The organism is Iodobacter sp. (assembly GCF_025352645.1).
Classification (GTDB): Bacteria; Pseudomonadota; Gammaproteobacteria; order Burkholderiales; family Chitinibacteraceae; genus Iodobacter.
Genome location: NZ_JANXSO010000120.1, coordinates 1 through 20,670, shown reverse-complemented (window position 1 = coordinate 20,670; position 20,670 = coordinate 1). Strand labels below are relative to the sequence as shown.

The following is a 20,670-nucleotide window of genomic DNA, read 5'->3' as shown; positions in this document are numbered from 1 at the left end:
TGAGTTTGTTTGGAACGATTACTGCGATTGGTATATCGAGCTAGCCAAAGTGCAATTGCAATCGGGCAATGAAGCAGAGCAGCGCGCCACCCGCCGCACCTTGGTGCGCGTGCTAGAAGCCACACTGCGTATGGCTCACCCAATCATTCCGTTTATTACCGAAGAGTTGTGGCAAGTGGTTGCACCGCTGGCCAATGCCAAGACCACAGAGTCGATTATGGTGGCTGATTGGCCAGTGGCGGATTTAACAAAGGTCAACGAAGCGGCCAATGCTCAGGTTGATGTGCTGAAAGCGCTGGCCTTTGCGGTGCGTAATTTGCGCGGTGAAATGGGCTTATCGCCATCGCAAAAAACACCGCTACTGCTAGAAGGTGGAGACGAGCTGCAGCAGTACGCCGCTTACTTGATGCCATTGGCTAAGCTTGCCAGTGTAGCCATCGTGGCAAAACTGCCAGAAGACGACGCACCCGTTGCCGTAGCAGGCAGCACACGTTTGATGCTGAAGGTGGAGATTGATAAAACAGCGGAATCGGCGCGTTTAACTAAAGAAATCGGCAAGTTGGCTGAAAATTTAGAAAAAATCAAAGCTAAGCTAGAAAAACCAGGTTATCTGGATAAAGCCCCTGCACATCTGGTTGAAAAAGACCAAGCGCTGGTGCTAGATCAAACCGAGAAACTAGCTAAATTGCAAAGCCAGCTGGCTAAGTTGCAATAAAAATGAGATCAATCGTAGGGTGGGTGCAAGCCGCGAGCAGCGCTGAAAAACGGCGGCTTGCACCTGCCCTACGATGCTTCAAGCATACACAGGCTGCCTTGTTCAGCCTGTTTTTATTGATCAATAATGGCCATATGCGCCTGTTGATTAAAAGCAGTTTATTAAGGAAATAACCATGATTAACAACGATATTCTACGCAGCGTGCGTTATATGCTGGATTTAAGCGATGCCCATATTGTGGCTATTGCCAAGCTGGCTGATTTTGATATCAGTAAAGAAGACGTAGCCGCTTTTTTGAAAAAAGAAGATGAAGAAGGCTATTTGGAATTCAGCGATGAGGCGATGGCTTATTTCTTAGATGGCCTCGTGTTCCATAAGCGCGGTAAAGATGAAAGCCGCCCAGCTCAGCCGATTGAATTGCCAATGAGCAATAATATGGCGCTTAAAAAACTGCGTGTGGCTTTTGAATTAAAAGAAGAAGATATGCACAGCATTTTGGCTGCGGCAGGCTTTGATGTATCCAAACCAGAGTTAAGCGCCTTATTCCGTAAAAAAGATCATAAGCACTATCGCAGCTGTGGCGATCAATTACTCAGAAACTTTTTAAAAGGTTTAACCCTGCGTTTGCGTGGCTAAATTGTTGTTGCATGGTACTCAGCCCTAACACTAAGCATTTATAAGGTGGGCAAGGTAAAGCGCCCTTGCCCCCTATACCTATTTATCCTGCTCGCTGTTGCTATCTCAACTCCCCATATTCCTGCCAACCTCAAATGGCTTGATCAATGAAAACTCTAAATATTATCGGCCCAGGTCGGCTTGGCAAATCATTAGCGCGTTTAGCCCAGCAATCGGGGCGCTACCAAATTGCTGGGGTATATGCCAGATTTGCTCAGCATGTTACAGATGCCATTGCCTTTATTGGGGCGGGTGATTTTTGCTCATCTCTAGATCAATTACCTGCGGCTGATTTATATTTGTTAGCGGTGCCAGATGGTGCAATTGCAGATGTAGCGCGGGAGCTGGCGGCTTGTCATATTGTAAAGGCGGGTAATGTGGTGTTTCACGCTAGCGGGGTATCAGATGCGGCTTTACTTGCGCCACTGCAAGATTCTGGGGCTTATTTAGCGAGCGTGCATCCTGCTTTTTCTTTTGCTGATCCAGCGCTGGCGGTGGCCTCTTTTAATGCAACCCTTTGCGCCTTAGAAGGCGATCAATTGGCCTGTGATATTTTGCAGTATTTTGTGTTGGCGCTAGGGGGCAAGCCTTTTACTTTAGTTAAAGGAGGAAAAGCGGCATATCATGCTTCCTTAACAATGGCGGCTAATTATTTGGTTACCTTAGCGGATTTATCATTAAAAACGGCGCAAATGGCCGGAATAGAGGATGAGATCGCCCAAAGCCTTATTTTTAACCTAATGCAGCAAACATTAAGCAATATTAAAGTATTAGGCCCTGCAGCTGCATTAACTGGGCCAATTGTTCGTGGTGATGAGGCTACAATAGAAAAGCATTTGGCGGTATTAAAAGACGCAACTATATTGCGCTGTTATCAGAGTATGGGGCTGGCTACGATTGATTTGGCTGCTGCTCATATTAATAAATCTAAGCAAGCCGCTTTACAGCATATTTTTGCATAAAGTAGCGTTTGGTACTCGGTGTAAAAGTAGGCTAGTTTATATAGATGTTAGATTTCAAATATTAAATCGATAGGACTGATGTTGCTGGCTGTTCTTTAGCCGTATGCAACGGTAAGTGTTGATTTAAAAAGCTCTTGGGAGAGAGATGTATGTCATTACGCAAAAAAGTTTACTTATTAGCTCTCAGTATTTTGCTGGCTTTAATTGGCATTATGTTAGTGGGGCTATGGACGATGCGCCAAGCCAGTAATGACGATAATAGTGCCCGGATTAAGCAATTAATGGGCAGCACTTATAATGGTATTGTACAGCTAGAAAATATGGCCGCATCAGGGAAGCTACCTGAAGCACAGGCCAAAGAAATCGCCACTCAATTATTGCGAGAAAATAAATACCATAAATCTGAATATGTTTATGTGGTTGATGACAAATTAAACTTTGTTGCCACGCCGCTTGATCCACAATTGCATGGTACTAGCTTTAATGATTTTAAAGATGCAAGTGGCAATAGCGTCGGTGCCATTGCGCAAAGGGCATTGGATAAATCAGGTGGTACATTAACTGAATATTGGTGGACTTCTAAACGCGATGGCAAAGTGGTTGATTTGCTTTCTGTGGCGCAAAAAACTCCACATTGGGGCTGGATTGTTGGCAATGGCATCAGCTTTGCAGAGGCTGACGCGCGTTTTTGGGGCAATGCACGCTGGCAGGTATTGATTTGCTTGGCTGTGGCGGGATTGGTAGCGGCAATTATGCTGTCGGCAGTGCGTAATCTATTGCGAGATTTGGGCGGGGAGCCTGATGAAGTAATGGCTTTAGTGCAAGTGGTTGCAGATGGCAATCTACAGATTGATGATAGCGCTGTAGATGTTTCGCCAAAAAGTATTTATGGCTCGGTACTGCGTATGCGTAGATCGTTACGGGATGTGATTTCACAGCTGTCATCGGTGGTGCATACCCTGCATACTTCGGGCGATGAAATTGTTGCTAAGGCGGAAAGTAGTAATTTATTTGTGGGGGCGCAAAGCCAAGCGGCAACGCGTATTGCTCAAACTGCCGAAGACTTTACTCAGCAAACTCTAAGGGCCGAGCAACAAGCCAAACAAGCTAAGGGCCAAAGTGAGACGGCAACAGAGATATCCGCTAAAGGCTTGGCGGTGATTTCAGCGGCGGTGAATCGTTTTTCAGATATTGAGCTTTCGGTGGGTGAAACCCAAAGTAGTATTGATGATTTGGCGCAGCGCGTAGGCAGTATTTCTGCCGTGATTGCGGTGATTCGTGATGTGGCTGATCAAACTAATTTGCTGGCTTTAAATGCAGCTATTGAAGCTGCGCGCGCGGGTGAGCAGGGGCGTGGTTTTGCTGTGGTTGCCGATGAAGTGCGTAAATTGGCCGAGCGCACTAGTACGGCAACTCGCGAAATTGGCGAGACGATTAATGCGGTGCAAGATAGCGGCCAGACTGCCAAATCACGTATGGATGGCATGGTGGTGCAGCTTAAAGAAGGGATTCGTCAAACCAAGGAAGGTGGTGAGGCGGTGAAGGCGATCCGTGAAGAATCTGCGGCAACGGCTTTAGTGGTTGGGCAAATTGGTGAGGCCTTGGCCGCTCAAGTGCACTCAAGCCAAGCGATTCGTAATGATGTTGATGAAGTGGCTAATTTCTCTTCTGGGACTTTAGAGGCATCAAAAAGCACTGTGGCGGTAGCACAATCGATTAAGCAAGTTTCAGATCAGTTAGAAGTATTGATCAAGCAATTTAGATTGTAAAAATCAGCCTGATTTACCTCTAAAAGAGGATGTACTACATGGCCTTTTTTACCGCATGTTACGAGCAGTAAAAACACATTCAGTAACAATACCTTACTGTATTTATCAGGTGAAAAATACCTCTGTATTAGTGTCGATTTTCACTGCTTTTTTTATCAAAAGACGGCAGGATAGCGGCATAGGGTAGTAAGCCTTGCTGTTTGATGCAGGGCGCAAGCCTACCTATTATTTATTTTGGAGATGCAAGATGTCAGCCCCTAAAACCCATCCACTGTTTCTGGCTGCGGCCGCTTCTGTGATCTTAGCTTCTGGTGTAGGCGTTGCCAATTGGCTTGGTTTTGTTGGTAAGCCTGCTGTAGAGCCAGCGATTGTGGCATCGGTGCCTAGCGTGGCTAGCGCGCCTGTATTAGCCTTAGTGGCTACTCCTGTGCCAACTGCAGCACCTATCGCAGCAGCTATCCCAACGGCCGCGCCAATTGCTACGCCTAGGCCTGTTGTATATACGCCGGCAGCTAAGCCACATGCTAAAGCAACACAGCACCCTGCGACGGTTGCAAAAAGCACAGAAGAAGCCAAGTCTGCTCCTATCGTTTGGCCAGCTAAAGAAGTTTGTAAAAGTTGTGGCCGCGTGATTTCAGTGCGCACTATCGAGAAAAAAGGTGAAGGCTCGGGTGGCGGTGCGGTCGTTGGTGGTGTGTTAGGTGGGGTAGTTGGCCACCAGATTGGTGGTGGTAATGGCCGTACCGTTGCTGAAGTGCTGGGTGCAATTGGTGGTGCAGTGGCAGGCCATCAGGCAGAAAAACAATATCGTAGCGTAACGGTATATGAAGTTCGTGTGTCGTTTGATGATGATAGTGAGCGCACTTACAGTTTTCAGGAGCGTCCACAATTTAGCCAAGGTGATCGTGTGCGCTTAAGCGGCGATAGCATTGTGCCTACAGGTAATTAATAGGCTTGCTTGATCAAAAGGGCGCAGCTTGCTGCGCCCTTTTTTGTGCGCAGCAAATAGCGCCCTAAATTAGCTGTGTTCCATGCCTAGCTCTTGAATTTTACGCGTTAGGGTGTTGCGCCCCCAGCCGAGTAACTCAGCAGCTTCGATGCGTTTTCCTCCGGTGTGGGCCAAGGCGCGCTCAATCACCATGCGCTCAAAGGCGGGGGTCATTTCGTCGAGGATGCGGCTATCACCTCGGCTTAAACGCATGCTCATTTCTGCGCCTAAATGGCTTAACCAATCCCCGCCGCGTAATTGGATTTCACCCGCGTCTGTGCTTAATTCTGGCGGAAGATCGCCCGCTTGCACTAAGGCACCCGGTGCCATCACGGTAATCCAGTGGCAGAGGTTTTCTAGCTGGCGCACATTGCCAGGAAAACTAAATGCGGCCAGTTTGCTCATGGCGTCATCCGTCAGGCGCTTGGCTTCAATGCCCAGCTCTGCGGCCGATTTGCTCAAAAAATAACGCGCGAGCAGGGGAATATCTTCGCTTCTTTCCCGCAGCGCAGGCAGGCGCAAGCGGATCACATTCAAGCGGTGGAATAAATCTTCTCGAAACTGCCCTTGTTTAACGCGCTCTTCTAAATGCTGATGCGTAGCCGCAATCACCCGCACATTGGCTTTAATCGGCTGATGCCCACCTACGCGGTAATAAAAGCCATCGGATAGCACCCGCAGTAAGCGGGTTTGCAGCTCGGAGGGCATATCGCCGATTTCATCTAAGAATAAGGTGCCATTTTCAGCTTGCTCAAAGCGGCCTTGGCGGCGAGCGTCTGCACCCGTAAATGCACCGCGCTCATGGCCAAATAATTCGGACTCCAGCAAATCTTTAGGAATCGCAGCGGTGTTAATCGCCACAAAGGGTTTAGCAGAGCGTGGGCTATGGCGGTGCAGGGCGCGGGCTACTAGTTCTTTACCACTACCTGATTCGCCGGTAATCAACACCGTGGCAGCAGATTGGCTGAGGCGGCCAATCGCCCTAAATACATCTTGCATGGCGGGGGCTTGCCCCAGGATTTCTGGCGCGGGTGAAACGGCCTCAATTGGGCCGCCTACTTGATGGGTAAATCTTTCGCTTTCTTGGATAGCGCGGCGTATCAAGTCGATGGCTTGATCTACATCGAAAGGCTTGGGCATATATTCAAATGCCCCGCCTTGAAAGGCGGATACGGCGCTGTCTAGATCTGAATGGGCGGTCATAATAATGACGGGTAAATCGGGCCAGTCACGCTTCACAATATCTAAAAACTGCAATCCAGATTCGCCAGGCATGCGGATATCGCAAACGATGGCTTGCGGCTGTTCTTGGGAGAGTTTTGCCAGTGCTTCGGTCGCCGAGGCAAAGCTGGCATGCGAGATGTTTTCGCGCGCTAAGGCCTTTTCAAACACCCAACGAATCGATCGGTCATCATCAATAATCCAGACAGCACTCATGGGGTTTCCTTGTGTTATTTATTGCTGCGTAACATCAGTTAATGTGCCTCTTGCCAGCCATTCAGTGGCAGTAGCAGGCTAAAGCAGGTAAGGCCGGGGCGGCTTTCAAATTCAATGGTGCCGTGGTGCTGGATCACAAAGGTATGCGCAAGATGCAGGCCAATCCCAGTGCCGCCTGGGCGGCCAGATACCAATGGATAGAATAGGGTTTCTTTTAGCGATTCAGGAATCCCTGGGCCGTTATCAATAATTTGAATTTGTAGGGCCAGCGGAAAACGGCGGCGATTCAGCGTGACCTGCCGTGCAATCCGTGTGCGCAAAAAAATCTCACCTACGCCCGCCATGGCTTGCACGGCATTGCGAACAATATTCAGCACCGCTTGAATCAGCTGTTCTTGATCGGCGATTAGATTTGGCAGGCTGGTATCGTAATCGCGCTTTACCGCTAGGCCGTTTGGTGTTTCGGCAAGGGCTAGGCTGCGTACACGCTCTAATACCTCATGGATATTTAGCTCGGTTAGCTTAGGTAGACGATGCGGGGTAAGTAAGCGATCAAGCAGCCTTTGTAAGCGCTGAGATTCCTCGATAATCACTTGGGTATATTCTTTTAGGGCTGGGCTGGCAAGCTCAACAGAGAGCAGTTGCGCAGCGCCTCGAATACCCCCCAAGGGGTTTTTTATTTCATGGGCTAGATTGCGAATCAGCTCGCGATTGGCTTGTTGCTGTGCTTGCAAGCGTGCTTCATTCACAATTTTGCGCTGCTGATCCATCTGCCGAATCTCAACCAATGCTGCGGCTGCATTGGTTTCTATGGGGCTGGCGGTGAGCGTGACATAAACATCGCCGTGATTGGTAGAGAGCAAAAGCTCGTGCTCGGTGATGCTGATGTTTTCGGTGCAGGCGGTAATCACTGCACTCACAATCGGGCTGTGCGGCTCTAAACAGGCCGATAATGTCATACCTATATCATCTTGGCGCAAGCCTAGCAGATCGGTTGCAGCAGGGTTAACGTAAACCAGCGTGCTGTCTGCAGCAACGGCAATGACAGCATCGTCCAGAAACTCAAGACCGGAGAAGGCGGTATAGCTCATGGCGGCTTGTCTCTGTAGATCGTTATCTATAGGGTTCTAGCAATTTGCGGGCCAGCTAATATCCGGTGTTAGCGATGTTCGGGAGGCTGCTAGATGGGGCTATTGCTGGTGAAATTATCAATCAGCATACACCAGCAGTGCACCAGTGTGGTGCGTTGCTGGTGTAGATGGTGCGCAAATATGGGGAAAGTTTAGCGCAAGCGGCTAATTTCAGATTGTAAGGCGCTGATGTTTTTTTCGTGCAGAATCATGTTATTGCGGATGCGGCCCATTTTTTCTACATACTTTTGCGGACTGGCTTTTTCTTCGGCAGATTTAGTATTTTCTGCTTCTGCGAGTTGACGACGCGCATCGGTCAGGTTTTTTTGCTCGCTAGCTAGCTCTTCGTTAAGGATCAACTGGCGGTTACTATCACGGCTTTTTTGCGTAGCGGCATCCACGCGTGGAAAGTTGCCCGGCGTTGCTATTTGTGGGCTGCGCTCCTTAGGGCCCGCATTGCCACGCGAACGAGGGGCAGGAATCAAGGCTCCAGGCTCGGCCAAGATGCGTTGTGCGTTGCGCATGGGGATATTAGAAAAGGTGACATTGCCGTGTTCGTCCACATATTTATAAATATCGGCGTGAGCCAGTGGGGCAAGGCAGGCAAGGGTAATAAGCAGAGACTTAAGCATGGGCGTAACTTAACACAGACAGGTTTAAAGTAGTTTAGTAACGGATGTTACGCAGTAAGATTAAAAAATGCGTAGTCCACGAAAATCACATAAAACACGAACAGATGGCGCGTTGCAATCACCTATTGCTCAATTTAAATGATCATCGATTTAAATTAAGCACTTATTAGCCTCATAAAAAGGAAAGTAGATTAAGCCAAAGTCATGCGTATTCCTTTCTTTTTTTCGTAGGCTAAACACGCTTGTGCGTAGCATCAGTTAGTAAGTCGTCTAGCAAGCAAGCGCTTAGTAAAACTGGGTTGAGGTAGCGCTTAAATCAAGAATAAATACAATGCTTCATGATTGCTGGATTAATTGCGCTTGGTATCACTATGGCCCAAGGCTTTTTCTGGGGCAATTAAATCTCGAATGCGCTGTTTTAGTTCTTTAGATTCAGGAAAACGCCCTTCGATTCTTCTATCCCAAATGATGGTATCCATACACTGCACAATAAAAAGGCCACCAGTACCGGGTTGCAAGGCGACCTCCCCAACCTCGTCAGCGAAGCATGAAAGCAGCTCTTGGGCCAGCCATGCTGAGCGTAGTAACCAATTGCATCGAGTGCAATATAAAATGCTGATTCGTGGTTTAGTGATTGGCTTCATTAAAATTTTAAACCTAGTTGCTGGAGTTGCTTTGCAGTTTCATTGGCATTGATATGGTGAATACCATGCCAGCCCAGTTGGCTTGCTGCGTGGGCATTTTTGGCGACATCGTCAATAAATACCAGCTCATTAGGCTGCAAGTCAGGTAAGTGAATACGTTCAAACATGGCCTGATAAATAGCTGGGTCAGGTTTGATTAAGCCTAAGCGCCCAGACACCACAATATCTTTAAAGCGGTGTAGTAGTGGAAAGTGCTCCCAAGCGTAGGGGAAGGTTTCATCTGACCAATTGGTCAGGCCGTAGAGTGCAATATTAGCTGATTCTAATCGTTCCATCAGGGCCACGCCATCAGGTAAAGTGCCTCGTAGCGTTTCATGCCAGCGGCTATAAAATGCCGCGATCAAATCACTGTATTCGGGAAACTCGGCTTGTTTGATGGCGATTGCATCAGCCCATGTGCGGCCACGATCTTGCTCGATATTCCATTCACCATTGCAAACGTGGCTTAAGAAGAACTTTCGCTCTTCTTCATCGCTGATTAGTTTGCGATAAAGATAGTCGGGATTCCAATCAAATAAAACACCACCAAAATCAAATACAACGGCTCGAATGGTCATGATCATCGCTCAAGGCAAGTGCAAGAGGCCATATTCTACCTCTTGCTTTTGTCTTTATGCGGGTTAATCATTGATTTATAGAGGGAATAGCGATAAGTACCATTAAATAGATCAATCAGTGATGGGTGTAAATCTTGTGCTGGCTATGTGCTACGCGGGTGGGTTTACTATGAATGGCTAAGCCGTAATAGCAGTAGGTCTTATCGAGTTGATAAGCCAGATATTGGTATAAAGCCTATGCTTGTGGACTTACTGAATGTCTAAGGCATAGTAGCGGTAAGTGATATCAAGCTGATAGCCTAATGATTCGTATAGTGCTTGTGCTCTATTATTTGTATGCGCCGTGGATAATTCAAGTCTAATTGCGCTGGTTTGCAATGCATGCAAACGTGCTTTTTCCATTAATGCACGTGAAACCCTTTGCCCACGGGCGGCTTCACTGACAAATAGATCGGATAAGATCCAAATTCTTTTCGCGCTAATTGAGCAGAATGATGGATAGAGTTGGATAAAGCCAATGGCATCATTATTAGCGTTTGTGGCGATTAAAATGACGCTTTCATTGAGTGCTAAGCGTTGTTGCAAAAAATTATAGGCTATTTGCAAATGGCTTTCTTGCTGATAGAACACGCGATAGGCATCAAACAAAGGGGCGAGTTGATTGATATCATCTAAATGGGCGTAGCGAACCGTGTGTGTCATATTGGAAATCTTAATTCATAATTAGTAAACGCAAATTATGCCATTGGCTTGCTGTGTATTGTTAAAAGATATACCGCCGAATAGACCCAGCTTGGTGCTAAGTGAAATAAAGCCCATAAGAAGATAGCAATCTTTGGCTTTATACGGCTTAGCACCAAGTTAGGTGTTTATATTTTTAAGCGCCTTAGCTCACGCCATAACACCCCGCTAATGACCATGCCGATGGCAACATTCACCACGGGCAGTGCGGTGTAGACGCCGCTCACTCCCCACCACTGTGGCATCAGCCATAACGCTGGAATTAAGGCTAAGGTTTTGCCTAGGGTGCCAAATAGCGATAAACGTGAGAGTGCCATGGCTTGCAAGCCAATCACCCCCACAATAATCACGCCATCAAAAGGCAGGGCAAACAGGTGGAGCTGTAAGGCTTGGCTGGCGGACTGAATCAAGGCCTGATCTTGCCCCGCATACAGCGTAGCAATCGTGTGTGGAAAAAACTGCACTACAGCCAGCAGTGTAAAGCTCAGTAATAAACAGACTTTTAATCCGTAGATTAATGTTTGCGCCAGTCTTTGCTGCTGCCCAGCACCAGTGGCATGGCTTAATAATGGCTGCATGCCAAGTGCTAAGCCGTGTACCAGTAATATAAATACCGCTTCGGTATAACCGGCCACGGCGTAAGCAGCAATATCCGCCCCCTCACCATATTTTAATAATTGATAGTTATGGGCAAATAAGAGAAAGGCGAGGTTGACCTCCATCAGCAAGCTAGAAAACCCCAGTCCCAGCATTGATGGCATGCTTTGCCAGTGCGGGCGCAGCTCAGCTAGAGTCATGCGTAAGTTTGCATAGCGGCTAAAGAAATAAGCTAAGCCAGCCAGTGTAATCAAGCCTTCAATGAGTAGGGTGGCGCTTGCTGATCCAGCCAGCCCCCAACCGAGCTGCACCACAAACAAATAATTGAGCGCGATATTGCCTAATGCCCCTGCCGTTACTAAGGCGGTAACAAGCTTAGGGCGGCCATCATTGCGCACTAAGTAAATCACCGCCATTTGCCCAATAGTTACCATGCCGCCCCAAAGCATCAGGGATAAATAGGAGCGGGCTTCTTGCAGCACCGCAGGGTCACTATCTGCCTTGAGCAAGCTTAAGATGTTGTCCTGCTGACTGATGCCCATCACAGGCAGTGCGATGCCGAGCGCCGCAATAATTAAAATAGTATTGGCCAGCGCTTGCCGTGCCTGCTTGATTTGGCCCGCACCTTGCAGCATGGAAATACGCGTAGCCGCCCCCATGCTGATCATGGCCCCAAGGCCAATTTGCAATAAAATGATTGGGTAAACCAGATTGATTGCCGCCAGCGCGTGTGCCCCTACATAGCGCCCAACAAACATGCCATCTACCACAATATATAAACCCATCACCAACATCCCTGCAATGGAGGGGATGACATAGCGCCAGAATAGGGTTTTAACTGGCAAGGTGTTTAGATCGTGCATATTTTTGTTGTTCATAAAGCTCGTTTGCGATTATTTGAATCGGGTCATTGAATAATTCGAGTATGCTAACATTTAATCAATCACGCACGATTAATTAAATGTATGGAATAATTCCGGGAACTATTAGAGAGCAGTCATGGCAAGAAAGACGAAAGAAGATGCACAAAAAACCCGCGATGCCATTTTAGATGGTGCAGAACAGGTGTTTCTAGATAAGGGTGTGGCCCAAGCCACAATGGCGGATATTGCCGATGCTGCTGGCGTTTCCCGTGGTGCGGTCTATGGGCATTACCCGAATAAGATTGATGTGTGTAAAGCCATGAGTGAGCGCATGTTGGCCTGCCAAGCTATGCACTATAACCCTAGCCAGAGTAGTGCAATGGAGGCCTTGGTCCAAACAGGCTTGTATTACCTTAAACTGTTTTGTCAGCCTGGCTCGATTCAAGCGGTGATTGCGATTTTGTATTTTAAGTGTGAGCGAAGTGCAGAAAACGCTCCACTTATTAGGCACCGAGATTTAATCACTAAGCTAGCCATGCATTACAGCCTGCGCCTGTTGCGCCGTGCCGTACAGAATCAGGAATTGCCCACCAGCCTTGATTTAGGCCTGAGTAATCTTTATCTGCATACCGTCTTTGATGGCACTTACGACATGCTGCAAGATGTTTACCCCGATAGGCCCCAAGCTGCACTGCCTGATTGCGAACGTATGCTACGTACCGCCGTAGAAAGCCTGCGACAAGCGCCGCATTTTCAGAAAAAAGATATTAACTGATTTTGTGCGTAAGAATTTTAGTCCACTAAAAACACTAAATGCACGAAAAAACCAAGCAACACGCATCGGTTTGGCTGACTCTATCTTTGCCTTGGTTTTAAGTGTTTGGCTTTAATGGCTTCGCATATGAATGAAGCATTGGATGATGACAACGCGTCACCTGTCCGTGCTTTATGTGTTTTTCGTGGACTGTGTTTTTTATATCTTGCTGCGTAACATCACACTTTAAGTGGGGGAGGGGCCGCAAGGGGATTACCTTTATACCCCCTCCCAGAAGCCAGCTCTTTATTACTGCGTGTTTTAAGCCGCTGTCTTGTTGGCTTTAGCACGTGCCGTATGCAGTTTTTTGTAGCTATCGAGCAGGCGATGGTGTCGATCTAGGCCCTCCAGCTTCATGCTCGTTGGCGTTAAGCCGAAGAAGCGCACACTTCCGTCAACAGAGCCGAGCACCGCGTCCATCCGTGCATCGCCAAACATGCGGCGGAAATTGTGCTCGTAATCAGCCAGCTCTAGCTTATCGTTCAACTCGAGTTCGAGCACCACATTCAAGGCCTGATAAAACAGGCCGCGCTCTGCGGTGTTGTCGTTGTATTGCAGGAAAGCGCCGACCAGATCGTGCGCCGCATCAAATTGCTGCAAGGCTAGATGAATCAGCAGTTTGAGTTCCAGTACGGTGAGTTGACCCCAGACCGTATTTTCATCAAATTTGATGCCAATGAGGTCTGAAACGTCGGAATAATCACCCAGCTCGCTGTCTTCTAAACGCTCAAGTAGCGCTGCTAAAGCGGCGTCTTCCAAACGATGCAAGTTTAAAATATCGGCGCGGAACAACAGCGCTTTATTGGTGTTATCCCAGACCAAATCTTCTATTGGATAAATTTCTGAATAGCCTGGCACCAAAATGCGGCAGGCTTTGGCTCCCAAATCTTCATACACTGCCATATAGGCTTCTTTGCCTATGTCCGCCAAAATACCGAACAATATCGCGGCTTCCTCAGCATTGGCGTGCTTATCTTGGCGTGAGAAATCCCACTCCACAAAATCAAACTTTGCTTTGGCACTGAAAAAACGCCAAGAAACAATGCCGCTGGAATCGATGAAATGCTCAATAAAATTATTCGGCTCAGTTAAGGCTTGGCTCACAAAGGTGGGGCGAGGTAAATCATTCAGGCCTTCAAAACTGCGGCCTTGCAGCAATTCGGTGAGGCTGCGCTCAATGGCGACTTCCATGCTTGGGTGCGCGCCAAACGAGGCAAACACACCGCCCGTGCGCGGGTTCATCAAGGTGACGCACATCACGGGGTAAACGCCACCCAGCGACGCATCTTTTACCAAGACCGGAAAGCCTTGCTCTTCTAGGGCGGCAATGCCCGCCAGAATGCTCGGATATTTCGCCAGTACGGCTTGTGGCACATCGGGCAGGGTGATTTCACCTTCTAGGATTTCGCGTTTAACCGCTCGCTCAAAGATTTCTGATAAGCATTGCACCTGCGCTTCGGCAAGCGTATTGCCGGCACTCATGCCGTTGCTTACAAATAGGTTTTCGATCAGGTTGCTTGGAAAATAAATCGTCTCGCCATCTGACTGGCGCACAAACGGCAGCGAGCAAATACCGCGCTCGGTATTGCCGGAGTTAGTGTCATACAAATGCGAGCCAAGTAATTCTTCATCTGGGTTGAAAATGGCTAAGCAGTAATCGTCCAGAATTTCTGTTGGTAGCGCGTCTTTTGGGCCAGGCTTAAACCAGCGCTCGTTCGGCGAATGGACAAATGCTGCGTTGGCAATATCGTCCCCCCAAAACTGCCCCGCGTAGAAATGGTTGCAATTGATACGCTCGATATACTCGCCCAAGGCCGATGCCAAAGCGCTTTCTTTACTTGAACCCTTGCCATTGGTAAAGCACATCGGCGAGTGGGCATCGCGAATATGCAGCGACCACACATTGGGCACAATATTGCGCCACGAGGCGATTTCAATTTTGATGCCCAAATCCGCCAATAGGGCAGACATATTGGCGATGGTTTGCTCCAGCGGCAAATCCTTGCCAACGATATAGGTGCTGGCATCGGAAGCAGGATTGAGCATCAGTAGAGACTGCGCGTCGGCCTCGATGTTTTCGACTTCTTCAATCACAAACTCAGGGCCAGTTTGCACCACTTTTTTGACGGTGCAGCGCTCAATCGAGCGCAAAATACCTTGGCGATCTTTGGCCGAAATATCCGCTGGCAATTCGACTTGAATCTTGAAAATCTGCTGATAGCGGTTTTCTGGGTCAACAATATTGTTTTGCGATAAGCGAATATGCTCGGTCGAAATATTGCGCGTTTCGCAGTACAACTTCACAAAGTAAGCCGCGCACAAGGCTGATGAAGCGAGGAAATAATCAAATGGCCCTGGTGCCGAGCCATCGCCCTTATAGCGGATCGGCTGATCGGCCACCACCGTGAAATCATCGAACTTGGCTTCCAGGCGAAGCTTGTCGAGAAAGTTAACTTTAATTTCCATGGGAGCATTCCAAAATAGCAGTCAGTGAGTTGGCCGCTATTATCCGGTTTTTCTCCGCCCTAGTCTTAGGCATATAAATAGTGGTAGCTGATTGGTTTAATGCCCGCGCTAGCCGCCAGCTATTTTCTTGATCATCAACGGATGTTTGGTATTAGCGTTTTTTCTGAGCCTGAGGCCGTTTGCTGCGCCATCGGTATGCGCTGCAACATTAAAAATGGCAAAACTTAACCTGATTACGTCTTTTGCTCAAACAAAGCCATGTACAGCATATATCCCTTCATGTCGATCATCCCAGGTAAACGACAAAAAATGAGCAAGAGAAGGTGGATAAAGCGGATTGAGCGCTTTATCCACCTATTGATTACAAAAGGCTTAAAGCGCTTTTAGCAGCCAGCCGGTGGCGGTGTCTTCCACCTCATAGCCACGTGCTTTTAATTGGCTACGCACCTCGTCGGCAGCCGCCCAGTTTTTGGCTTGGCGGTGTTGCTGGCGGGTTGCGGCTAGTGCTTGAATTTCTGCGGGGATTTCGGCCACGGCAGCGGGCTGCCAGTTGGCTAAATCTAAGCCAAACACAGCATCAAAGCGTGTCAGCGTGGCTTTTTTATCGGCAGCGCTGAGGTCTGATTTTAATAACTCCCACATCAATGCAATGGCGCGTGGCAGGTTTAAATCTTGATTAATTTCATGGGTAAAGCGCTCTAGATAGCCACTGTTATATTCACCGCCATCGGGCAGGGCAAAGTAGCTTTCGCGCAGGCGGCTTAGCGCAGTTTGTGCGGCGCTCAGTGCATCCCAGTTAAATTGCAGTTGGCTGCGGTAATGCGCCGTTAAGCACAGATAACGATAGGCCAGCGGATCGATATCCATATCAATTAGCGTTTGCAGGCGCAGAAAATCTCCGCTGGATTTACTCATCTTGCTAGCGTCTAGTTGCAAGAAATAGCCATGCAGCCAGAAATTAGCCAAGCGTGTGCCGTGGCAAGCTTGGTTTTGGGCAATTTCATTGCTGTGGTGGATGGCGATATGGTCTTCGCCGCCGCAATGGATATCAAACCACGGCTCTAGGTATTTGGCCGACATGGCCGAGCATTCAATATGCCAGCCTGGAAACCCGAGGCCCCAAGGGCTTTCCCATTCCATTTGCCGAGCGCTATCTGCGGGGCTAAATTTCCACAGTGCAAAGTCAGTGATGGCTTTTTTTTCGCCCAGCGCCACGCGGCTACCGGCATGTAAACCTTCACGGTTTAAGCGGGCTAAATAGCCGTAATCGTCTTGTTTATCGGTATCAAAATAAATACCGTCGCTATTGGCGTAGGTATAGCCTTTTTCCTCTAAGACTTGGATAAATGCAATTTGCTCGGCAATATGCTCGGTGGCTTTGCACCAGAGCGTAGGCTCCAGCATATTGAGCGTGGTTAAATCATTTTTAAATACCGCGCTGTAATAATCGGCAATTTCCCATGCCGATTTACCTGATTTACGGCTACCGCGCTCCATTTTATCTTCGCCCTCATCGGCGTCAGAAACCAGATGCCCAACGTCGGTGATATTAACAATATGGCGCACGGTATAACCATTAAACTCCAGTGTGCGGCGTAAGATATCTTCAAATAAATAAGTGCGCAGATTTCCAATATGCGCGTAGTCATATACGGTAGGGCCGCAGCAGTACAAGCCAACCCAATCATTGCGGATGGCTTGAAATGGCCTTAATTGGCGTTCCCAGTTGTCGTATAGATACAGCGGCATATTGTTGATACCTTATTAACTTAAATAAACATTGTACTGAGAATAGCGATAAGCTGGGCTTGAATCGCTCTGGGTTTTGTTACCCTCTGTATGTAAAGCTTGGCGATGGATAGCGCAGCTTATGGGCAGTAAAATAGCATGCTGCTATTTAGATGAATGCTCAGTCTATAATGGCGTAAATCAGCGGGGGCAGTGAATGAATGCAGAATGCGTACTTTGCCAAGAGAGTGGTGGTGAAACCCTTTGGCAAGATGATTTTTGTCGTGTTGTTTTAGTTGATGAAGCGGGATATGCAGGTTTTTGCCGCGTTATCTTGAAACAGCATGTGGCGGAGTTTAGTGATTTAAGTGCCAGCGATAGAAACCGCTTAATGCAATTGGTATTTGCTGTTGAATTGGCTGTGCGTAGCACCTTGCAACCGGATAAAATAAATTTGGCCAGCTTAGGCAATATGGTGCCGCATTTACATTGGCATGTGATTCCCCGTTTTAAACAAGATCGCCATTTTCCCGCGCCCATTTGGGCCGAGGCTGCTCGTCCAGATGCAGAAAGCCAAATTTCAAGTAAGCAGTTATTAGCCCTTAAAATTGCATTACAGGCCCTACAAGCATGAACTCACTGCCTTTTACCGATGCCCGCAGCGCCAAAGATTGGCTCATTTTACTACCGCTGATTAATACGCCGGTGGCCCATGCCGAGCTAAGCCACGCCATGCGTGCCTTAGCCACCAGTGATTTATCGGCTTTAGAATCGCTTAAAGCTTTAGAGCTATTGCGTGAATCGGTACACGATGTGCAATTTGCTTTACTTGCAGAATACGCCGCCAAGCCTTTGCCTTTAAACACACATGAGCAGGCGCAGTGGCTGGCAGCTTGCGATATGTGGGAATCCATGGCGGATGCCTATGCACGTTGTTGGGAAGCTGCCGTTATCAAAGATGCTGTGGTGCACGAGTTCTTAGCCTTATTGGCACAACGTACTTTGCGTTGCTTGGGCTTTGTGATTCGCGGGTTTTATACCGTAGGGCAAAAAGTGCCTGATGTAATTTGGCAGAAGACTTTTGCTTGTTATCGATTGGCTGAAGAACAACATATTTGTGAGCAAAAAGTAAAAGACAGCTTACTTCATGCAGGGGAAACAACGACCACTCAAGCGGTGTTTATCCATGCCCTACTATTGTCTGCAGCAAACCCAGGCCAGCACACACTTAAGCGTTTGCTCTGGATAGATCAAAGATTGGAGTTGCTTGCATTGCGCAGCAGTATCGCCCTTGCCGCACCGGCCGTGCCGGGGAAAACAGCTTTGCAAATTGATTTAAATCACCCAGCGCCTCCGCAGCGAATGGGTGCACCTTTGCAAGGGGCTAGCGTGCGTGAAATTGATACGCTGGCTTTGGCGCAAGTATTATCCAAGCGAATTAAGCAGCTTCGCCAAGGTGAAATGCCAGAAGAGCTTGGTTTGGGTAAAGAATTTGGCTTGCAAGTGACGATGGATCTTCTGCTAGATCTTTATCGGTTTTGGTGTGATCACGGTACCGAGCGCGCCCCAAGAGAGGCCACGGCCCGCACCGTACCAGTTATTTTAGGGTTGCATGCGCAGCATCGTTATGTGATGGATGGCCAGTACCAAGCGCCGCCACATGAAGCCGGTTTTGGTAGCCGTGATTTGCTGGATTTACACCTGTTTGGTGATGTGGCTTCTACGCGGCAAGCCGCTGCGGTACATGCTTTACCTCCGATTGAGTTATGGGAGGTCATCAATGAAACGGCTCAAGGTTTACGTTTAAGCCGCAGAGCACAGCAGGGGGAGCGGATTAGCTTAAATCAATTGATGGTGGTGAAAACATCGTCACGCTATTTAGCTGGGGCCGTGCGTTGGCTGGAAGAAAGCGATGGGCAGTTGCATGTGGGAATGGTGTTACTGCCTGGCTTACCAAAATCTGCTGCGATTCGTCCTTCAGAAACCACCCGTAGTGACGCAACGTACACCGATGTGGTGCTGTTACCCGCTATGGTGGCCTTAAAAGCGCCTACTTCACTGCTATTGCCGATTGGCTGGTTTAGAATGGGTAGGCAGTGCGAGCTTTGGAATGGGACCAGTATGATTAAAATTAAGCTACTAACCTTACTAGAGCGCGGCAGTGATTTTGAACGAGTTTATTTTACTGAGTTGATTCTTTGATATGAGCCTAAGCCGTCAATTTGTTAATCCAAGCCTTTGGCAATGAGTAATAGTTTTTCTTCGTCAACACTATCAATTTGGGTGGGGCCTAGAAATAAATCGGCGTAGTCTTTCCATACTTTTTCTTTTACAAAAATCTCGAATAAATCTGTATCAATATGCTGCTCCTTCGCCATACGCGCCAAGATGGTGAGGGATTGCGATATTTTCATGCCGTCTTTATACGGCCTATCCCGAGCCGTAAGTGCCTCAAATACATCAGCAATACCCATGATGCGGGCCTGCACGCTCATTTGTTCTTTTTTTAAGCCCCGAGGATAGCCTTTGCCGTCCATTCTTTCGTGGTGGCCAAGTTGCTTGCCACTCATTTACAAGCATTGAATCATCGTAGGGCGGGTGCAACCCGCCGGACTAGTTGTTACCTAAGGTGTGCCTTCGCTTGCATAGCAGCGCTTAGGTCGCCCTCTCGCTACTCATAAAACTTACAAAACTTTACATTGCTGCTTGTTGACCTATGCATACTGGGGGTGTTTTACAGCACAATTATGCTTTGTTATGACTATAAAACTGAAAAACATAGCTTTTAGTCGAAAAAATTAGCCATAAAAACAAGCTTATAGACTATTTTATAGAAATTACAAGAAATTTAATGTAATTTTTCATGTCTACGTAATTGACTTACATATGCATATCGCATAATCTTACTGCCATACACCTGCCATACACCTGCCATACACCTGCCATACACGCAGTGTGTCTTTCGGTGAGGGATGTTGCGCGCGCTGTGAATTTGCATGGGTAAAAACGCTTATGTGAAGGAAATGAAAAACTATTTCAAAGGAAAAGTATTTAGCCAAAAGTTTTTCTGCATATTGGAAACGACTGGCCTGCGTAGCCAAGATTCCGGAAAATTTTTCTCTGACTACTTGATGGTCGTTATTTAACCTTTAATGCGAGCTAAATCATGAATTCACTAAATTTGAAAGATATTGAAGTGGTAAGCGGTGGTTTTCTTAGTGATGGGGCTGATGTTGCCTCGTATATCCATGATATGGAATTAAAGCAAAAAGCAAAAAACAAAATTGACCCAATTGGAGGGATTGATTTACCTCCGCCGTTTGATCCTCGCTTTGTAGTTTAAATAAATATTAGTTGTAATAGATGTTTTTTTTAATTGAACGATGTTTGATTTTTAGATTGCTTAGTGTTTGTTGTTGATTTGGCAGATGCTAGAATTCAAGTTTTTTTTTGAGAGGGAGCTAAATTAATCATCATTGCTCGAATATTTTTATCGGGGAGCCAGCTAAAACTCTTGGCTCCCGCCTATGAATAAATGAAAAATTGATATTTTTCCCGTTTGTTTTTTACGTATCAAGAAATAATTTAAATTATTAAAAGTGCATAAACATAGATGATGAAAATAAGTGTCATTAACACCTGCATTAGGCCACCAGCAGAAAAATCTAAAGCTCATTTTCAAATGCACATTGGGGCTTTATTGGAAATATGTGGGCAGGACGCTTTGCGTAAAAATATTGATATAAAATCTTTCCTGATTATGTCTCTTGCTCCGGAACCCTTGATTTAGCAATTCGTGCGGCGTAAAGTGAACGAACGTTCTGCTTTACGGAGGTGAATCATGTCCGTCAATGGCATCCAAATGCAAAAGGGCTTGTCTTTGCCTGAGTT

General features: G+C 47.4%; 19 protein-coding genes. 9 read left to right on the top strand and 10 right to left on the bottom strand.

Annotated elements, in window-relative coordinates; genetic code table 11:
* The 5 genes from Q0R17_RS13420 to Q0R17_RS13400 form a co-directional block, all read left to right on the top strand.
* Nucleotides 1–715 (top strand): class I tRNA ligase family protein (locus Q0R17_RS13420; protein ID WP_293935801.1); only part of this gene is annotated, 715 nt, incomplete at its 5' end.
* 175 nt (nucleotides 716–890) lie between these two features.
* Complete coding sequence (locus Q0R17_RS13415) at nucleotides 891–1,352, top strand: DUF1456 family protein (protein WP_293935800.1); 462 nt, start codon at nucleotides 891–893, stop codon at nucleotides 1,350–1,352.
* Between the two features lie 146 nt (nucleotides 1,353–1,498).
* Nucleotides 1,499–2,353 (top strand): Rossmann-like and DUF2520 domain-containing protein, encoded by an 855-nt coding sequence (locus Q0R17_RS13410; RefSeq protein WP_293935799.1) that lies wholly within the window; start codon nucleotides 1,499–1,501, stop codon nucleotides 2,351–2,353.
* A 149-nt stretch (nucleotides 2,354–2,502) separates the two neighbouring features.
* Nucleotides 2,503–4,122 carry a methyl-accepting chemotaxis protein gene (locus Q0R17_RS13405; RefSeq protein WP_293935798.1) on the top strand — a complete coding sequence of 540 codons (1,620 nt, stop codon included), beginning with the start codon at nucleotides 2,503–2,505 and terminating at the stop codon, nucleotides 4,120–4,122.
* Between the two features lie 247 nt (nucleotides 4,123–4,369).
* Nucleotides 4,370–5,071, top strand: coding sequence for a glycine zipper 2TM domain-containing protein (locus Q0R17_RS13400; protein ID WP_293935797.1), 702 nt, complete (start codon nucleotides 4,370–4,372; stop codon nucleotides 5,069–5,071).
* 69 nt (nucleotides 5,072–5,140) lie between these two features.
* Here Q0R17_RS13400 and ntrC read toward each other — a convergent pair whose 3' ends face one another.
* From ntrC to Q0R17_RS13365, 7 genes are all read right to left on the bottom strand, one after another.
* The gene (gene ntrC, locus Q0R17_RS13395) at nucleotides 5,141–6,547 is read right to left on the bottom strand and encodes a nitrogen regulation protein NR(I) (protein ID WP_293935796.1); all 1,407 of its coding nucleotides are present in this window, start codon (nucleotides 6,545–6,547) and stop codon (nucleotides 5,141–5,143) included.
* Nucleotides 6,548–6,585: 38 nt separating this feature from the next.
* Entirely contained in the window at nucleotides 6,586–7,638 is a 1,053-nt protein-coding gene (gene glnL, locus Q0R17_RS13390) for a nitrogen regulation protein NR(II) (protein WP_293935795.1), read from the bottom strand.
* A 191-nt stretch (nucleotides 7,639–7,829) separates the two neighbouring features.
* Nucleotides 7,830–8,309: a DUF4124 domain-containing protein gene (locus Q0R17_RS13385; RefSeq protein ID WP_293935794.1), complete on the bottom strand. Its 480-nt coding sequence runs from the start codon at nucleotides 8,307–8,309 to the stop codon at nucleotides 7,830–7,832.
* A 350-nt stretch (nucleotides 8,310–8,659) separates the two neighbouring features.
* The gene (locus Q0R17_RS13380; protein ID WP_293935793.1) at nucleotides 8,660–8,953 is read right to left on the bottom strand and encodes a SelT/SelW/SelH family protein; all 294 of its coding nucleotides are present in this window, start codon (nucleotides 8,951–8,953) and stop codon (nucleotides 8,660–8,662) included.
* Nucleotides 8,953–9,570, bottom strand: a complete 618-nt coding sequence (locus Q0R17_RS13375) for an HAD family phosphatase (RefSeq protein WP_293935792.1) — start codon at nucleotides 9,568–9,570, stop codon at nucleotides 8,953–8,955. Before Q0R17_RS13375 ends, Q0R17_RS13380 begins: the two co-directional genes overlap by 1 nt.
* 249 nt (nucleotides 9,571–9,819) lie before the next feature.
* Nucleotides 9,820–10,272, bottom strand: coding sequence for an N-acetyltransferase (locus Q0R17_RS13370; protein ID WP_293935791.1), 453 nt, complete (start codon nucleotides 10,270–10,272; stop codon nucleotides 9,820–9,822).
* Between the two features lie 167 nt (nucleotides 10,273–10,439).
* Nucleotides 10,440–11,786 carry an MATE family efflux transporter gene (locus Q0R17_RS13365; RefSeq protein ID WP_293935790.1) on the bottom strand — a complete coding sequence of 449 codons (1,347 nt, stop codon included), beginning with the start codon at nucleotides 11,784–11,786 and terminating at the stop codon, nucleotides 10,440–10,442.
* 121 nt (nucleotides 11,787–11,907) lie between these two features.
* Here Q0R17_RS13365 and Q0R17_RS13360 point away from each other — a divergent pair, with 121 nt between their 5' ends.
* Nucleotides 11,908–12,546 (top strand): TetR family transcriptional regulator, encoded by a 639-nt coding sequence (locus Q0R17_RS13360; protein ID WP_293935789.1) that lies wholly within the window; start codon nucleotides 11,908–11,910, stop codon nucleotides 12,544–12,546.
* Nucleotides 12,547–12,846: 300 nt separating this feature from the next.
* On the opposite strand, the gene Q0R17_RS13355 is transcribed toward Q0R17_RS13360, so the two are convergent.
* Nucleotides 12,847–15,051, bottom strand: a complete 2,205-nt coding sequence (locus tag Q0R17_RS13355) for an OsmC domain/YcaO domain-containing protein (RefSeq protein ID WP_293935788.1) — start codon at nucleotides 15,049–15,051, stop codon at nucleotides 12,847–12,849.
* A 372-nt stretch (nucleotides 15,052–15,423) separates the two neighbouring features.
* On the bottom strand, nucleotides 15,424–16,800 hold the full coding sequence (gene cysS, locus Q0R17_RS13350; RefSeq protein WP_293935787.1) for a cysteine--tRNA ligase: 1,377 nt from the start codon (nucleotides 16,798–16,800) through the stop codon (nucleotides 15,424–15,426).
* Between the two features lie 196 nt (nucleotides 16,801–16,996).
* Between cysS and Q0R17_RS13345 the strand changes: the two genes are divergently transcribed.
* Entirely contained in the window at nucleotides 16,997–17,413 is a 417-nt protein-coding gene (locus tag Q0R17_RS13345; RefSeq protein ID WP_293935786.1) for an HIT family protein, read from the top strand.
* Nucleotides 17,410–18,981: a hypothetical protein gene (locus tag Q0R17_RS13340; protein ID WP_293935785.1), complete on the top strand. Its 1,572-nt coding sequence runs from the start codon at nucleotides 17,410–17,412 to the stop codon at nucleotides 18,979–18,981. Before Q0R17_RS13345 ends, Q0R17_RS13340 begins: the two co-directional genes overlap by 4 nt.
* A gap of 23 nt (nucleotides 18,982–19,004) precedes the next feature.
* Here Q0R17_RS13340 and Q0R17_RS13335 read toward each other — a convergent pair whose 3' ends face one another.
* Nucleotides 19,005–19,349, bottom strand: a complete 345-nt coding sequence (locus Q0R17_RS13335; protein ID WP_293935784.1) for an HD-GYP domain-containing protein — start codon at nucleotides 19,347–19,349, stop codon at nucleotides 19,005–19,007.
* A gap of 596 nt (nucleotides 19,350–19,945) precedes the next feature.
* Between Q0R17_RS13335 and Q0R17_RS13330 the strand changes: the two genes are divergently transcribed.
* On the top strand, nucleotides 19,946–20,122 hold the full coding sequence (locus tag Q0R17_RS13330) for a hypothetical protein (RefSeq protein WP_293935783.1): 177 nt from the start codon (nucleotides 19,946–19,948) through the stop codon (nucleotides 20,120–20,122).
* Nucleotides 20,123–20,670: the final 548 nt, after the last annotated feature.

What these genes read in the sequence shown, in the direction of transcription:
- Q0R17_RS13410 (WP_293935799.1), top strand. Translation starts at nt 1,499, where the DNA reads ATGAAAACTCTAAATATTATCGGCCCAGGTCGGCTTGGCAAATCATTA.
- Q0R17_RS13375 (WP_293935792.1), bottom strand. Translation starts at nt 9,570, where the DNA reads ATGACCATTCGAGCCGTTGTATTTGATTTTGGTGGTGTTTTATTTGAT.
- Q0R17_RS13370 (WP_293935791.1), bottom strand. Translation starts at nt 10,272, where the DNA reads ATGACACACACGGTTCGCTACGCCCATTTAGATGATATCAATCAACTC.
- Q0R17_RS13405 (WP_293935798.1), top strand. Translation starts at nt 2,503, where the DNA reads ATGTCATTACGCAAAAAAGTTTACTTATTAGCTCTCAGTATTTTGCTG.
- Q0R17_RS13360 (WP_293935789.1), top strand. Translation starts at nt 11,908, where the DNA reads ATGGCAAGAAAGACGAAAGAAGATGCACAAAAAACCCGCGATGCCATT.
- Q0R17_RS13365 (WP_293935790.1), bottom strand. Translation starts at nt 11,786, where the DNA reads ATGAACAACAAAAATATGCACGATCTAAACACCTTGCCAGTTAAAACC.
- Q0R17_RS13415 (WP_293935800.1), top strand. Translation starts at nt 891, where the DNA reads ATGATTAACAACGATATTCTACGCAGCGTGCGTTATATGCTGGATTTA.
- ntrC (WP_293935796.1), bottom strand. Translation starts at nt 6,547, where the DNA reads ATGAGTGCTGTCTGGATTATTGATGATGACCGATCGATTCGTTGGGTG.
- Q0R17_RS13385 (WP_293935794.1), bottom strand. Translation starts at nt 8,309, where the DNA reads ATGCTTAAGTCTCTGCTTATTACCCTTGCCTGCCTTGCCCCACTGGCT.
- cysS (WP_293935787.1), bottom strand. Translation starts at nt 16,800, where the DNA reads ATGCCGCTGTATCTATACGACAACTGGGAACGCCAATTAAGGCCATTT.
- Q0R17_RS13340 (WP_293935785.1), top strand. Translation starts at nt 17,410, where the DNA reads ATGAACTCACTGCCTTTTACCGATGCCCGCAGCGCCAAAGATTGGCTC.
- Q0R17_RS13380 (WP_293935793.1), bottom strand. Translation starts at nt 8,953, where the DNA reads ATGAAGCCAATCACTAAACCACGAATCAGCATTTTATATTGCACTCGA.
- Q0R17_RS13355 (WP_293935788.1), bottom strand. Translation starts at nt 15,051, where the DNA reads ATGGAAATTAAAGTTAACTTTCTCGACAAGCTTCGCCTGGAAGCCAAG.
- Q0R17_RS13335 (WP_293935784.1), bottom strand. Translation starts at nt 19,349, where the DNA reads ATGAGTGGCAAGCAACTTGGCCACCACGAAAGAATGGACGGCAAAGGC.
- Q0R17_RS13345 (WP_293935786.1), top strand. Translation starts at nt 16,997, where the DNA reads ATGAATGCAGAATGCGTACTTTGCCAAGAGAGTGGTGGTGAAACCCTT.
- Q0R17_RS13400 (WP_293935797.1), top strand. Translation starts at nt 4,370, where the DNA reads ATGTCAGCCCCTAAAACCCATCCACTGTTTCTGGCTGCGGCCGCTTCT.
- Q0R17_RS13330 (WP_293935783.1), top strand. Translation starts at nt 19,946, where the DNA reads ATGAATTCACTAAATTTGAAAGATATTGAAGTGGTAAGCGGTGGTTTT.
- glnL (WP_293935795.1), bottom strand. Translation starts at nt 7,638, where the DNA reads ATGAGCTATACCGCCTTCTCCGGTCTTGAGTTTCTGGACGATGCTGTC.